This is a genomic window from Shinella sumterensis, assembly GCF_004514425.2.
Classification (GTDB): Bacteria; Pseudomonadota; Alphaproteobacteria; order Rhizobiales; family Rhizobiaceae; genus Shinella; species Shinella sumterensis.
Genome location: NZ_MYFN02000002.1, coordinates 345,807 through 359,985 on the forward strand (window position 1 = coordinate 345,807; position 14,179 = coordinate 359,985).

The window sequence follows — 14,179 nt, forward strand, 5'->3', positions numbered from 1 at the left end:
CCATGAAGTACATTCCGTTCATCCTGTTCACGGTCATGACCAATGCGGCCGCGCAGCTGCTCCTGAAATACGGCATGATCACGCTCGGCCCGCTCAGCTTCTCCTCGGAATCGCTGATCCAGAAGATTTTCCAGATCGTGTTCAATCCGTGGGTCTTCGCCGGGTTGGCGATGTTCGTGATCTCCATGGCCTCGCATCTCTACGTGCTGTCGAAGGTCGACCTTTCCTTCGCCTATCCGTTCCTCAGCCTTGCCTATGTCGCCGTCGCGCTTTGCGCATGGCTGCTGTTCAAGGAGGAACTGGGCACGCTGAAGATCGCGGGCATCGCCTTCATCTGCGTCGGCACGATCCTGATTGCGCAGAGCGGCAGCAAGCCGGCCGAAGCCGAAACCGCGGCGGCGAGCTACAAGCTCAACAAGACCTGACATCGATCCACAAACAAGAACTCCATCAGATAAGACAGGGATAGGACCATGAAACATATTATTTTCGGCGGTGACGGTTTTGTCGGGCGCTACCTCGCACCTCGCCTCGTGGCCGACGGCCATGAGGTCGTCGTCGCCGACATCGTGAAGAGCGATCTCGCCCATTATCGCGACGTGCGTTTCGTGGAGACCGACGTCACGGACCCGGCGTCCATCGCCAGGCTCGGCATCGGCGCCGACGACATGGTCTACAACCTGTCCGCCAAGATGCTGTCGCCCATCCAGGTGCGCGCCAAGCGCCACGATTTCTTCTTCCCGGTCAACTATTACGGCACCGAGAACATCATCAAGGCGATGGATGCGGCGGGCGCAAAATCGCTCGTGCACTTCACCACCGATATGGTCTACGGCCATACCTATACCTGGCCGCAGACGGAGGATCACCCCTGCGCGCCGCTGGGCGAATACGGGCTCTCCAAGCTCAAGACGGAGGAACTGGCGGCCGCGTGGCGCCAGCGTGGCATGAACATCTCGCTCTTCCGTCCGCGTCTCATCATCGGCCCCGGGCGCCTCGGCATCCTGTCCAAGCTGTTCAAGCTGATCGACAACAATCTTCCGGTGCCGATGATCGGCTCGGGCAAGAATCCCTACCAGTTCATCTCGGTGTTCGACTGCGCGTCGGCCGCGCATGCGGCCTTCAAGGCCGGCGTGCCGAACGAGGTCTACAATCTCGGCTCGCTGAACCCGCCGCCGGTGCGCAAGCTGCTCGGCGACCTGGTCAAGCATGCCGGCTCGAAATCGATCCTGCTGCCGACGCCCGCCTGGGCGGTCAAGCAGGTCCTCAACATGCTGGATCTCGTCAACATGCCGCTGATGGATCCCGAGCAGTACCTCATCGCCGACGAGATGTGCGTTCTCGATGTGTCCAAGGGCGAGCGCGAGCTTGGCTGGGTGCCGCAGTATCGCGACGAGGACATGCTGATCGCCGCCTATACGGAATATCGCAAGAAAATCGGCGGCAGCGTCGAAGCCCATGTCGGCCAGTCCAAAGCGGCCTGAGGAGAACACCATGAACAGTCAAGTCCGCCTCGCCCACACCGAGGTCTCCACGCCGGTCACGCCGAAGCCCGCCCTTCTTTCCGTCGAGGATGCCAAGGCGCTCGAGCTTGCGAAGATGACGGAGATCTTCACCAGCCATCTCAACCCCGGCCAGCTGCATTTCATGAAGCTGCTCGGTTTCCACAAGATCAAGGTCGAGCGTGCCGACGGCATGTACTATTATGATCAGAACGGCCGGAAGATCCTCGACTTCTTCGGCGGTTTCGGATCGCTCGCCTTCGGCCACAACCATCCGCGCATCGTCGCCGCGCGCCAGGCCTTCCAGAACGAGAAGCGCCACGAGATCGCGATCGCCTTCATGTCGCAATATGCGACCGCGCTCGCCCATAACCTTGCCGCCTGCTCGCCGGGCGATCTCGACATGGTGTTCCTCGGCTCGTCCGGTTCGGAGGCCATGGAGGCCGCCATCAAGGTGGCCGAGCGCGCCGCCGGCCCCGCCAGGCCGAAGATCGTCTATGCGACGAACTCCTTCCACGGCAAGACCAAGGGTGTTTTGTCCATCACGGACGGCCAGCTCTACCGCGGCGAATTCAAGCTCGTCGAAAACAATGTGCGCGTGCCCTTCGGCGATATCGAAGCCATCGAGAACGCCTTCCGCTCCGATCCGCAGATCGGCGTGATCGTGCTGGAAACCGTGCAGGGCGGCGGCGGCATCATCCAGGCAGACGAGGCCTTCTGGAAGAAGCTGCGCCAGCTCTGCGACCAGTACGGCGTACTGTGGGTGGCCGACGAGGTCCAGTGCGGTTTCGGCCGCACGGGCAAGTTCTACGCCTTCGAACACTACGGCGTCGTGCCCGACGTCACGGCGCTCGCCAAGTCGCTCGGCGGCGGCAAGGCGGCCGTGGGCGCGATGATCGCCCGCCGCGAAGTCTATATGAAGGCCTATGGCACGCCGAAGACGGCGATGATCCATGCCATGGCCACCTTCGGCGGCATCGGCGAGGCCTGCATCACGTCCATCGAAGCGCTGAATGTGCTTTACGACGAGGGCCTGATCGACAACTCGGCAGAGGTCGGCGACTATCTGCTCGAGCGGCTGCGGGCCTTGCAGGCGCGTTATCCGACGCTCCTCAAGGAGGTGCGCGGCAAGGGCATGATGGTGGGCCTGGAGTTCCACGATTTCTCCCAGGCCATGCCGATGGTCCTGCGTCCGCTGCTTTCCGTGCTGGACGAAAAGCTCAAGGGCTCGCTGCCCGGCTTCATCGGCAGCCACCTGCTGCGCGATCACGGCGTGCTGGTGGCCTTCACGGAGTACAACCGCAACGTCATCCGGCTGGAGCCGCCGCTCATCTGCGAGCGCAGCCATGTGGACGATTTCATCACCGCGCTGGACGAGGTCCTGTCGCGCGGCATCGTCAAGATCGTCCGCGATTTCGTGACGGCGCAGATGAAATAACCGGCAATATTGAGGGGAAGAGAAGGCCGGGGAAACCCGGCCTTTTTTATTGCGCCTGCAGGTCGGGCCGAAGCAGCAGATCCCAGCAGGGCGTGAGCGCGATGACCTTGCGGCCCTGGAGCGCCTGGGCATAGGTGGCCTGCAGATCCCGTCGCGCCCAGGTATAGGGGCAATTCGGCTTCAGCACGCCCGCCGTCGCCTCAATGGCCTGCCGGGTCTCCGGGGTCATCTCGCCGACGGTTCTCGACGGGTCGCGACCGATCTGGACATGGCGGGTCGGCGTGCGGTTCAGGATCCAGGGGAAGGGGTCGGTGAAGTCGAGCGTCATGACGCTGTCGAGCCGGATGTTGTTCGATGTCTCGAACGTTTCCAGCGCCGCCAGCATCCTGTTTGCTGAGAGCAGCCATTGCAGCTGGTTGTCCGGTTCGGCGTAGTACTGCCAGCCGGGCATCTGCTCGTGCCTGGCAAGGTCTTCGTAGGCCGGTTCGAAGCTGGCAAAGTGGTCATCGAGCATCTCGGCGCGCGCCAGGATGTCGTGGCGTGCCGAGACCTCGCCGACATTGCGCAGGCGTGACAGGTCGGGCTGCTCGTAAAGCGGCATCACCGCGACGGCCCTGAGCGTCTTGGCGCCGATGGCCGATGCCGTCGGGATGGTGCAGAAGGCGGCGAGCGCGACGAAGATGACGCGTGTCCGCTTTTGCAGTGGTGCGACGCGGCGATAGATCATCAGCAGGACCGGCCAGATGAAGATGAACTCCTGGCTGCCGGTGTTCTGCGTCTCGTAGATCACGCCGCCGGCCATCGCCGCGCAGAACCATACCGTGCTGCTGTCGAGGAGGCGTACGGAGCGGTCACGATGACGCAGATCGAGCCAGGCGAGAAGCACGGCAAGGGCAGCCGCCGGCACGATGACATCGAATTTCGCCGAAACCACCGTGCGGAAGCGCGGCAGGAAGGTGCCTTCGTTGAGCGCGGCGAGTTGCAGGATATCGCGGATATAGGCGGAAACCATTCCGGTGGCGAGCTCAAGAGCTGCGAGCGGCACCGCAAAGGCAACGGCCGCGAGAAGGGCGGTCCGCACGGAAAGCCGGCCGGACAGCAGGGCAACGACACCAAGCAGGCCGCCGACGAGAAAGCCGGTGATCTTGATCGTGAACAGGGCGAGGCCTGCGACGGCGCAGAACAGGGCGAGCCGGCGCCCGTCGGGCAGGAAGAGCAGCCCGCAGGTCAGCACGTAAAGCAGGATGACGCCCTGCCGGTTATAGATGCCGAAGCCGTCCACGCCGGGCAGGGGATGGTAGAACTGCGCATTGGCGGGGAAGGCGGCAAAGGCCAGTGCCGGGATGAGGAGCGCGAAGGCAAGGCCGCGACTGGTCTTCGACACCTCCGCTACGACCACCGCCATCAGGGGGGCGATGACGACGAGGAGCGACCACTGTGCCAAGAGGAGCGGCTGCGCCGCCGGAAAAAGCTTCAGCCCCCATGCGAACAGGTAGTAGCCGAGGGGCCCGACCGGCGCGGCAAAATCGACGCTCGGCATCTGGCCGACGGCAATGCGTTGCGCCGCATCGATATACAGGAACGTGTCCCAGTACATCGGGCCGATGGGCAGCACGAGCCGGATGCAGAGCAGTGCGGCCAGCAGTGCGACGATCAGCCAGAGCCAGAATGCGGGCGCGCCGAGGGCGCGCAGGATGGCGGAAGGCTGCTGGGCTGTCGGCGTCACGGTCGATCCAATCGTTCTTGGGCAAGGCCGCATCGGGCCCGGCGGAAAGCGAGATGCGAAACTCGCGCGAGTCGACCGACCGTTGCAAGCACTGGCGGTGGTCTTCACGTAAAAAGAAGGCCCGGGCCTCAGATTCCCGCCAGCGCGGCCGCCGACAGCAACATTGCGCGCGGGCTCTGTCGCGGGCGGTTCAGCATCGTGTCGGCAAGCGAAAGGAAGGCATCGCGATAGCGGTGCGCGCGAAACGCCTGTGCCACGACATAGGCGTTCATGTGGGCCTCTGCCTTGCGGCGCAACTCCGTCAAGCGATCGGGTGCGACGGCCGCAACGATGGCCGGGTCCGTAAAGACCGCATCGATCGCGGGGCTGCAATCGGCATAGGTCAGAAGCTTCTTCATCATGACGCTTGCGGTGTGCACCCGGTAATCGAGCACATAGCAGCCGGGCAGGTAGACGAAGGTCCCGAGCGCGGCCAGCCGGCACCAGCCGTGCCAGTCCTCCGCATAGCGCAGGGTCTCGTCGAAACCGCCGATCGACCGGAACGCTTCCGTCCGTACCAGCATGATGCCGCCATTGACGATGAAGTTGCGGCCAAGCAGCGTCTCCAAGACATGCCCGTCGCTCTTGCGCCGCGCCCGGATCAGGTTGCGGCGGCCGATCTTGGCACCGGTTTCGCTGATGCGCTCGTAGTCGCCATAGACGGCCACCGTGCCCGCGTCGCCCGCACCCTTGTGCAGGGCGGCAATCGCGCCGTCGCGCAATCGGTCGTCGGCGTCGAGGAACATGGTCCATTCGCCGGTCGCCTGCAAAAGCCCGTCATTGCGCACGGCCGAAACGCCTTGCCGTCCCGAAGAATGGTCGAGCAGCCGGATTCGGGGATCCCTCATCGCCGCCACCTTCGCAGCGGTGCCGTCGGTGGAGCGGTCGTTGATGACGAGGATCTCGCGGACGAGCGGGCCCTGCCGCAGCACGCTCTCGAGCGCTTCTTCGATGTAGGGCTCGCCGTTGCGAACCGGGATGACAATCGAGACGGACGTCAAGGCCTTGCTCCGTAACCGTGGCTCATCGAGCATTCGCATCGCCGGGTTACCATGCTGTAAATACACACGCTGCATTTGTATTCGGTTGCAAAATTCGGGCACGCGGGGATGCGTGTGCCTCACCCGCGATTTGCCTCACCGCGAGTTGAACATGATCTGCCACAGCGCGATGGGGTTCGTCTTCAGGTATCGCGACAAGAGCCGGCGCGGTTCCAGAATGGTGCGGTAGAGCCATTCGAGACCGACATTCTGCATCCAGGCCGGTGCGCGGCTGTTCTTGCCGGAGATGAAGTCGAACAGGCCGCCAGAGGTCTTGATGACGCCGACGCCGGTGAGCTTGTCGATGTTGCGGGCCACGAACTGCTGCTCCAGCGGCACGCCAAGCCCGATCCACAGGATATCGGGCTTCAGCGCGGCGATTTCGGCGACGATGGCCGCTTCCTTGTCGGCGGTGAAGTAGCCGTCGCGGGCACCCGCGAAGCGCAGTTTCGGATAGGCCTCCTGAAGGCGCGCGACGGCCGTGCGGTTCACGTCGGGCGTGCCGCCGAGGAAATAGAAGCTGAGCCCGGCCTGTTCGGCCTGCGCGGCGACGCTGTGCACGAGGTCCGTGGTCGCCACGCGCTCCTTCAGTGCCTTGCGGGAAAAGAAGCGCGAGAGCAGCACCATCGGCATACCGTCTGCATGGATCTGGTCGGCGCCAAGCAGCAGGGCCTTGAATGGCGCATCGCTGCGCGCGAGCGCGATGACCTGGCCGTTCGCGGAGGTGGAATAGTAGGGACGCTTGTTGCCGGCGCGCGCCGAAAGCGCGGCCTCGACGAACAGGCGCGCGGATTCCTCCAGATCGAGAAGCGTGATCGGCAGACCGCCAATGATCGTGGTCTGGTCGACCCGATCCTGCCGCTCTCCTCCGAGCCCGTCCGTCTCCATTAGGCACACCTCTGACATTGCAACGTCTGCGAAAGCACTGGCACAGCGAGGCATGGGGGTGCAAGCGCGTTCCCTTGTTATTACTAATTTGCGGTGAAGCCCGGGGCCGGGAAAGCCCCGGAAAATCGGGGATTCCCGCGCGCGTTGAAGTGGCGGGTATTGCGAGGCGCCCGCTTTTCAGCACCCTCTGCGCCTCTCGCATGCTTTCCGTCCTATGCTGTGCCTTTGCATTTTCCGGTAACCATATCTTCAAGAGATCGTCGCACTGTCTCGGCCAGGAGAAGGCCATGGCAAAGACGACGAAAAGAAAGAAGCGGACAAGTACGCGGCGAAGTGCAGGCGCGCGCAAGGGCGGCATGGCGCCGTGGTATGTGCTCGGCGCGGCAATCGTCGGCGGCATGCTCTACATGGACAACATGCCTCCGGGCCCCGAGAAGGGGTCTTCGGCGGTTCGCACCGCTTCCATCGAGCGCAAGGACAAGGATAGCCGCAAGGTCGAGCACCGCGAAGCTGCCTTGCCGCGCCCCAAGCTGGCCGTCGGAGAGAAAAAAGCGGAAGCCGTGCCGATGCCGGAGGCGCTTCCGGCATTCTCCGGCAAATGGTTCATCTGCACCACGCAGACCGATTACTGCGTGCTGGACGGCAGCACCATCCTCTATGCCGGCCGCAAGGTGCGGCTTGCCGATATCGATGTGCCGGCCATCGACAAGGCACGCTGCGAGGCCGAGCGTTTGCGCGGCGGGGACGCCAAGCTGCGCCTGCGGGAAATCCTCAACGAGGGCAACGTGACGCTCGTCGCCGCCCGCGGCGCGGGCGCGGGAAAAACCGGCGCTGCACCGCATCTCGTGCTGCGCGGCGGCCAGTCGGTCGGTCACCGCCTTGTCAGCGAGGGGCTGGCAAGGCCATGGAACGGACAGCACCAATCCTGGTGCGGCTGAGGGCTTTTTGCCTTGCCTCTCCTGTGCCTTTCCGGCACAAGCCATGCGCAAGCCTGCGTTCCTATACTTTCCGTTAACCGGGATGGTGCCGGCTGGAATGGGGACAAATGATATGTCGAACGACCTCGAACACTACAGCGATCTGGACAACACGGCGGTCGCGCTCTTCCTCCTCGAAAACGAGGCCGATGAATTGACGGATATCTTGGTGGCTGCGCTCAGCGAGGCCTTCCGGATCCTCGAGGACGAAATCTCGCCTGCAACGGTGCACTGAGCGCCGGCACGAAAAAGGGGCCCGCAGGCCCCTTCCGAATCACCTCGATGACATCAGCTGGCGGCGACGTTCTGGCGCTGCACGCCGAGGCCCGCAATGGCAACTTCCATCGTATCGCCGGGCTTGAGATAGCGCGGCGGCTTCATGCCCATGCCGACGCCCGGAGGGGTGCCCGTCGTAATGATGTCGCCCGGCTCCAGGATCATGAACTGCGAAATGTAGTGGACGAGGAACGGCACCTTGAAGACCATGGTGCTTGAGGAACCGTCCTGCACCCGTTCGCCGTTGACGCTGAGCGTCATGGCAAGATCGCTCGTGTCCACCTCGTCGGTCGTCACCAGCCATGGGCCGATCGGCCCGAAGGTCGGGCAGCCCTTGCCCTTGGTCCACTGGCCGCCGCGCTCGGTCTGGAAGGCGCGTTCCGAAACATCGTTGCAGATGCAGTAGCCTGCCACATAGTTCAGCGCGTCCGCTTCCGAGACGTAGGAGGCGCGCTCGCCGATGACGACGGCAAGCTCGACCTCCCAATCGGTCTTTTCCGAGCCGCGCGGAATGAGGACCGTGTCGTCGGGGCCGACGATGCAGGAGGGGGCCTTGTTGAAAAGCACGGGTTCGCTTGGCACGGCCATGCCGCTTTCGGCCGCGTGGTCGGCATAGTTGAGGCCGACGGCGACGAAATTGCCGACGCGGCCCACGCAGGGTCCGACGCGGCTGCCTTCCGGCGCGAGCGGAAGGCTTGCGGGATCGATTGCACGCAGACGCGCAAGGCTTTCGCGGCCGAGGACCGCGCCGGCGAGATCGGGAACGACGCCCGAAAGGTCGCGGATCTTGCCGTCCGCATCGATGATGCCGGGCTTTTCCGCGCCCGCCGCGCCAAAGCGCACCAGTTTCATGACGATCTCCCTTGATTGCCGGGCCTGCCGATTTCGATTGCGGACACCATCCCCGCTGCCGTACATCAAGTCAACGATTTTCGAAAATCCTTCGGATTTTGCACAGGAGGTGTCGATGACGCAGAACCGGGATGGGGCGGGTACACGCGCCGGCGATGCCTATGATGCCATTCGGCAGGCGATTCGCACCGGGCATTTCGGCCCGGGCGAACGTCTGCGGTTCTCGTCGCTCCAGGCCTTGTGCGGCATGAGCGTGACGCCGGTCCGCGAGGCTCTGACCCGGTTGACGGCGGAAGGCTTCACCGTGCTGGACGATCATCGCGGCTACAGCGTCGCGCGCCTGTCGCTTGCCGAGCTGCGCGACATCACGGCGACCAGGCAATTGTGCGAGGGCGAGGCGTTGAGGCTTGCGGTGATGAAGGGCGATGCGGACTGGGAAGCGCGTGTCGTGGCCGCGCACCATCTTCTGGCGCGCATTCCGCAGGGTCGGGAGGGCATGCCCTCGGTCATGCGCGAGGACTGGGAGGCGCGGCATGGTGCGTTCCACGCCGCGCTGATCTCAGCCTGCGGTTCGCCGACCTTGCTGGAAATCTGCGGGAAACTGTCGTTACAGGCCGACCGCTACCGCCGCATGTCCGTCAGCGTGTCGGGCGCGGCGCGGGATGTGCTGGGAGAGCATCGCGAGTTGCTGGAGCGCGCGCTTGCGCGGGATACGGACGGTGCCGCGGAGGCGCTTCGCGAGCATTACGGCAGAACCGCCGCGATGCTCGCGAATTTCTTCGAGCCCTGATCGCTTACTTGCTGGCGACCGTTGCCGGTGCTGCGCCGATCTCCGCGCCGCCGCCGATCGCCACGTTGAGGGCGACGTAGTCGCGGGCCAGCTGGCGGATTGCGGATGCAAGCGACAGACGGGCCGAGGCCACGTTGCGCTCGGCATCGAGCACATCGAGGATGGTGCTGGCGCCGCCGCGATAGCTTTCGCGGGCGAGGTTCAGCGTCTGCTCGTAGGAATTGACCACCTTGCGCAGGGCGGCGACCGTCTGGCCGTCGCGAATGAGCGCGGTCTGGGCGTTCTCGACTTCTTCGACCGCGTTCAGCACCGTGGACTTCCAGGTGAGGTACTGCTGTTCCGCATTCGAGCGTGCGGCCTTCACCTGCGCCTTGAGCGCGCCGCCGTTCAGGATCGGCAGGCTCAGCGAGGGGCCGAACGACCAGTTCGAAACGCTGCCGGTCACGAGGTTGAAGTTGCGGGACGCGCCGATCGAGCCGCCGAGCTCGATGCTCGGGTAAAGCTGCGCTTCGGCCACGCCGATTTCGGCCGTCGCGGCCTGCAGGCGGCGTTCGGCGGCGCGAATGTCGGGGCGGTTGCGGATCAGGTCGGCCGGAATGCCGACGCGGGTCGAATAACGCGGCATCGGCTGGGCGGAGCCCTTGATCAGGCTGGCCGTGATCGTGCTGGCGGGAACGCCGAGAAGGGTCGCGATATGGTTGGCGGACTGATGGAAGCCGGTTTCGAGGCCGGGCAACTCGGCGAGCGTCTGGTTGACGAGGCCTTCGGTCTGCAGCACGTCGAGGCTGGAAGCCGCACCCGCTTCCTTGATTTCGTTGGTCAGCTTGAGCGTCTCGCGGCGCGACTCAAGGTTCTTGCGGTTGAGCGCCAGCGCCTCCTGATAATAGCGCGCGTTCACATAGCTCGACACGAGATCGGAGAGATAGGCGAGGCGTGCGACGTTCACGTCGTCATAGGCCGCATCGAGCGAGGCGGTCGCGGCTTCCTTCGAGCGGCGATACTGGCCGAAGAAGTCGAGCAGCCAGGATGCGCTCAGGCCCCCGCTGATGGACTTCGTTTCCGAATGGTCGTTGCCGGTGGTGCGGCGCAGATAGCTGCCGTCCTGACCGCCTACGTTGCCTTCGGCCGACGCGCCGAGGCTCGGCAGGGCGCCGGCGCCCGCGATGACGACGTTCGCTTCGGCGGCCGTGATTCGCTCGAGCGCCTGGCGGACCGAAAGGTTCTCGGCGAGGCCCTGGTGCACGAGGTCGTTCAGGCGCCGGTCACGGAAGGATTCCCACCAGGGGTTCAGCGTGACGTTTTCGGCGCTGGCTGCCTTGCTCTCGGAGAATTTGGCCGGCAGCACGGCATCCGGCTTCTGGTAATCCGGACCGACGACACAGCCGGACAAGAGAATCATGCTCAGCGGAAAAAACGCTCTGGTGAAATTCATTGCCACACTACCCTGCCGGCCATCTCGGCTTATCTTAACGGAACGGATTGCTGATTCATCCTTTATTTATAATTGGCTCGAAGATCGAGCCTCCTTTCAAAAAAAGAATGGTCCCACAGCGTTTTTCCCCCGCTTCGCAAGGGCTGTGTGTCCGCCTTGCAACGACTAGGGAGGATTTTATACGCGCCTCGCGAAAGTTGACAAGCCGCGTGACGCCGCTGGGTTGCGTCATCGATATGCCCGCCAATTTTCGTCTTTGTGACATATTTTTCTGCATAATGCTGCGAGCGCGAACATTATTTTGTGTTTCGCGTTGTCTTGTGGATTCGATGGTAATTTTTTTCAAAATGCTGCGAATTTCCTTGACAGGAGCCACACCGACGATTAACTATCGCAGCATCGCATGAGGGCCGCATGCTGTTTTGATCCGGTCCGCCTCTGACATCCGGTTTGGGTGTCGGCGCCAACCAAAGGGAGTGTGTCATGTACGATATCGAATGCATCGCCTCCGTGCGCGTGGCGAGCTCCTGTCGTGAAACGATTACAGGGAAAGTGCATACGGCGTTCTGCCGAATGTGATCCGAGTACCCTCTTCGAATTCATCGCAAAGAGAATTGGCTGTGCCTCCGGTACGGCAGGAGTTGTTATGCAAAAGCAGGTTATCGAAATCGGTGGTGAAGCCGTCGGCGTCGTCGTTCCGGATGAGGATCGGCTGAAGTTCGTTGCCGTCAAGTATTCCGTCTGGGACCTGGATTCCCAGCGTTTTTCCTCGGCAGAAGAAGTGCGAGCGGCGATCCGCCGCCTCCTCAGCAATCCATCTGCCGCCACCCGGGCACTGCCGCCGGAACGAATCGCGGCTGCCTGAGCGATCCATATCGGATGGACCGGCACTGTCTTATGTCGGTTGACGACCGGCCTCGTTTATCGCGAGGCCGGTCTCTTTTTGTGAACAATGCATTCACCGTCACTCGGCTGGCGCGACCCGGCAAATCCTGATTTTCTCACCGTGAAAGGAGGTGCCTCATGACTAGCGGCATCCATCACATCACGGCGATCACCCGGAAAATCCAGGAGAATGTCGATTTTTATGCGGGGTTTCTCGGCCTCAGGCTCGTCAAGCGGACGGCCGGTTATGAGGACGCCGACCAGCTTCATCTCTTCTATGGCGACGCGGCCGCAAGCCCCGGCTCGCTGATCACGTTCCTGGCGTGGGAGGACGGTTCTCCCGGCCGGGTCGGGCTCGGCCAGCCTTCGGAGATCGCGTTTTCGATCAAGCCGGAGGCCATCGGCTTCTGGCTGACGCGCGCGCTTCGCTACAATGTGGCGATGACCGGCCCCGTGCAGGAATTCGGCGAAGCCGTGCTGCGCCTGAAGGATCCCGACGGCATCATCGTCAAGCTTGTCGGCGAGGCGGATGTCGAGGGCCCGGCCCCGCATGTCTTGAAAGACATCGCAGCGGCGGACGCGATCCAGCGTGTCAGGGGTGCAACCATCCTGTCGGAGGCGCCGGCGGCGACGGCTGACTTCATTCAGCGCCATTTCGGTTTCCGCAAGGTCGCCGACGCGAACGGCATCCTGCGGCTGGCCGGTGATGCCGGCGATATCCTGGATATCCGCGATGCGAGCGGTTTCTGGACGTCGGCGCCAGGCACGGGGACCATCGACCATATCGCGCTGCGCGCACCCGATCGCGCCGCGGTGGAAGCCGTGGCCGGCCGGCTGGCGAACGAAGATGCGGGCGACACCAACATGCACGACCGCACCTACTTCTATTCGCTCTATGTCCGCGAGCCGGGCGGTTCGCTCCTCGAATACGCGACCGACGGTCCGGGCATGACGGTGGATGAACCGCTTGAGACACTCGGCACACGACTGTTCGTGCCGAGGCATTTCCGCGCCGACCCGGAGGATGTCCGGGCTCGGCTTCCGCAATTTTCACTGCCGGGAGAAGAAAGAATGCGTGAAAGAGACCTTCCCTTCGTCCATCGGGTACACAATCCGGAAAATCCCGATGGAACCGCCGTCGTGCTGCTGCACGGCACGGGCGGCAACGAAACGAGCCTTCTGCCCTTCGGTGCGCGGCTCGCACCGGGCGCCGTGCTGCTGAGCCCCCGCGGCCGCAGCGCCGATGAGGGCTATCCGCGGTTCTTCCGCCGCCTGACCGCCGTCACCTTCGACCAGAAGGACATCGTTCAAGAGGCGGAAGCCTTCGCGGCCTTCATGGAGGGGGCGAATGCCGCCTACGGGCTGAACCCGGACAAGACGCTGTTCGTAGGCTATTCGAATGGCGCCAACATGATCGGCGCCGTGATGCTCCTGCATCCGGGCCTCATCCGCAACGCGGTGCTGCTGCGTGGCATGAATGTGCTGGAAACCGTGCCGAAGGCCGATCTATCGGGCGCCAACGTCCTGATGATCACCGGCCAGTCGGATCCCTACGGCCGCTATGCGGGGGACCTGGAGGCGCATTTGAAGGCCGCCGGCGCAACGGTGGAAAACACGCTGCTTGGCGCCGGCCATGATATCGGCGCCGCCGATCTCGAACTGGCGAAGGCCTACAAGGAACGCGTCATCGGCTGATACCGGACGCAGAAACAGAAAGGGGCGTGTCGCAGGACACGCCCCTTTTCGATTCGGTGGAATGGAGACGTCAGCTTTTGCAATCGCGCACGAAGGCGGCAAAACCCGCCACGAAATCACGCAGCTTCTTCTCTGTCGCTTCGTCGGCGATGGCGCCATCCTGGATGACGGTGCCGGCGCGCGAGACCATGAGCTTCGCGCCGAACCACGGCACCGTGCCGAGCGTGCGCATCACGGGCAGCCACGCTTCCTGTGACAGGAGCGTGCCGAAATTGCCGGGGGAGGCGCCGGTGATGGCGAAGGGTTTGCCGCCGAACACGCGCGGGATGTCGGAGGAGGGGCGACTCAGCCAGTCGATGGCGTTCTTGAAGACGCCGGGAATGCCGTTGTTGTATTCGGGGGTGAACAGCAGGACGCCGTCGGCCTCGGCGATCTGGTCTTTAAGGCGAACGACGGCTTCGGGAATGCCATCGGCGGCTTCCGCATCGCCGTCGTAGAGCGGGATGCCATGGATGGAGCCCGCCGTGATGGTGACACCCTCCGGCGCCATGCCGAGGGCGGCGCGCAGCAGCGCGGTGTTGAAGGATCCCTTGCGCAGGCTGCCGGAAATAGCGACCAGTTTTGTCATCTCGTGTCTCC

14 protein-coding genes are annotated in these 14,179 nt (G+C 63.6%); 8 read left to right on the top strand and 6 right to left on the bottom strand.

The window, feature by feature from the left end; all coding sequences use genetic code 11:
- The first annotated feature begins 2 nt into the window (after window positions 1-2).
- Genes B5M41_RS05445 through B5M41_RS05455 form a run of 3 tightly spaced genes read left to right on the top strand, consistent with a single transcriptional unit; the run spans window position 3 to window position 2,940 of the window.
- On the top strand, window positions 3-425 hold the full coding sequence (locus B5M41_RS05445; protein ID WP_134650604.1) for an EamA family transporter: 423 nt from the start codon (window positions 3-5) through the stop codon (window positions 423-425).
- A gap of 48 nt (window positions 426-473) precedes the next feature.
- Entirely contained in the window at window positions 474-1,484 is a 1,011-nt protein-coding gene (locus B5M41_RS05450) for an NAD-dependent epimerase/dehydratase family protein (RefSeq protein ID WP_134650605.1), read from the top strand.
- 10 nt (window positions 1,485-1,494) lie between these two features.
- A complete protein-coding gene (locus B5M41_RS05455) occupies window positions 1,495-2,940 on the top strand; it encodes an aspartate aminotransferase family protein (RefSeq protein WP_134650606.1) in 1,446 nt (481 codons plus the stop codon).
- A gap of 46 nt (window positions 2,941-2,986) precedes the next feature.
- On the opposite strand, the gene B5M41_RS05460 is transcribed toward B5M41_RS05455, so the two are convergent.
- The 3 genes from B5M41_RS05460 to B5M41_RS05470 all read right to left on the bottom strand — a co-directional run bounded on the left by B5M41_RS05460 (window position 2,987) and on the right by B5M41_RS05470 (window position 6,633).
- A complete protein-coding gene (locus B5M41_RS05460; RefSeq protein ID WP_413713158.1) occupies window positions 2,987-4,666 on the bottom strand; it encodes a hypothetical protein in 1,680 nt (559 codons plus the stop codon).
- A gap of 128 nt (window positions 4,667-4,794) precedes the next feature.
- Window positions 4,795-5,739, bottom strand: coding sequence for a glycosyltransferase family 2 protein (locus B5M41_RS05465; RefSeq protein WP_134650607.1), 945 nt, complete (start codon window positions 5,737-5,739; stop codon window positions 4,795-4,797).
- A 102-nt stretch (window positions 5,740-5,841) separates the two neighbouring features.
- The gene (locus B5M41_RS05470; protein WP_134650608.1) at window positions 5,842-6,633 is read right to left on the bottom strand and encodes a WecB/TagA/CpsF family glycosyltransferase; all 792 of its coding nucleotides are present in this window, start codon (window positions 6,631-6,633) and stop codon (window positions 5,842-5,844) included.
- A gap of 287 nt (window positions 6,634-6,920) precedes the next feature.
- Between B5M41_RS05470 and B5M41_RS05475 the strand changes: the two genes are divergently transcribed.
- Together B5M41_RS05475 and B5M41_RS05480 are read left to right on the top strand one after the other, a co-directional pair.
- The gene (locus B5M41_RS05475) at window positions 6,921-7,571 is read left to right on the top strand and encodes a hypothetical protein (protein WP_134650609.1); all 651 of its coding nucleotides are present in this window, start codon (window positions 6,921-6,923) and stop codon (window positions 7,569-7,571) included.
- 112 nt (window positions 7,572-7,683) lie between these two features.
- Window positions 7,684-7,845 (top strand): hypothetical protein, encoded by a 162-nt coding sequence (locus tag B5M41_RS05480; protein WP_167719284.1) that lies wholly within the window; start codon window positions 7,684-7,686, stop codon window positions 7,843-7,845.
- Window positions 7,846-7,898: 53 nt separating this feature from the next.
- Here the strand turns inward: B5M41_RS05480 and B5M41_RS05485 are convergent, their stop codons facing one another.
- On the bottom strand, window positions 7,899-8,738 hold the full coding sequence (locus tag B5M41_RS05485; RefSeq protein ID WP_134650610.1) for a fumarylacetoacetate hydrolase family protein: 840 nt from the start codon (window positions 8,736-8,738) through the stop codon (window positions 7,899-7,901).
- Between the two features lie 115 nt (window positions 8,739-8,853).
- Between B5M41_RS05485 and B5M41_RS05490 the strand changes: the two genes are divergently transcribed.
- A complete protein-coding gene (locus tag B5M41_RS05490; protein ID WP_167719287.1) occupies window positions 8,854-9,528 on the top strand; it encodes a GntR family transcriptional regulator in 675 nt (224 codons plus the stop codon).
- Between the two features lie 4 nt (window positions 9,529-9,532).
- Here the strand turns inward: B5M41_RS05490 and B5M41_RS05495 are convergent, their stop codons facing one another.
- Entirely contained in the window at window positions 9,533-10,960 is a 1,428-nt protein-coding gene (locus tag B5M41_RS05495) for an efflux transporter outer membrane subunit (RefSeq protein WP_134650612.1), read from the bottom strand.
- A gap of 646 nt (window positions 10,961-11,606) precedes the next feature.
- Here B5M41_RS05495 and B5M41_RS05500 point away from each other — a divergent pair.
- Together B5M41_RS05500 and B5M41_RS05505 are read left to right on the top strand one after the other, a co-directional pair.
- Window positions 11,607-11,825, top strand: a complete 219-nt coding sequence (locus B5M41_RS05500) for a hypothetical protein (RefSeq protein WP_134650613.1) — start codon at window positions 11,607-11,609, stop codon at window positions 11,823-11,825.
- 158 nt (window positions 11,826-11,983) lie between these two features.
- On the top strand, window positions 11,984-13,540 hold the full coding sequence (locus B5M41_RS05505; protein WP_134650614.1) for a VOC family protein: 1,557 nt from the start codon (window positions 11,984-11,986) through the stop codon (window positions 13,538-13,540).
- 70 nt (window positions 13,541-13,610) lie between these two features.
- Here B5M41_RS05505 and B5M41_RS05510 read toward each other — a convergent pair whose 3' ends face one another.
- Complete coding sequence (locus tag B5M41_RS05510; RefSeq protein ID WP_134650615.1) at window positions 13,611-14,168, bottom strand: NADPH-dependent FMN reductase; 558 nt, start codon at window positions 14,166-14,168, stop codon at window positions 13,611-13,613.
- Between the last annotated feature and the right edge of the window lie 11 nt (window positions 14,169-14,179).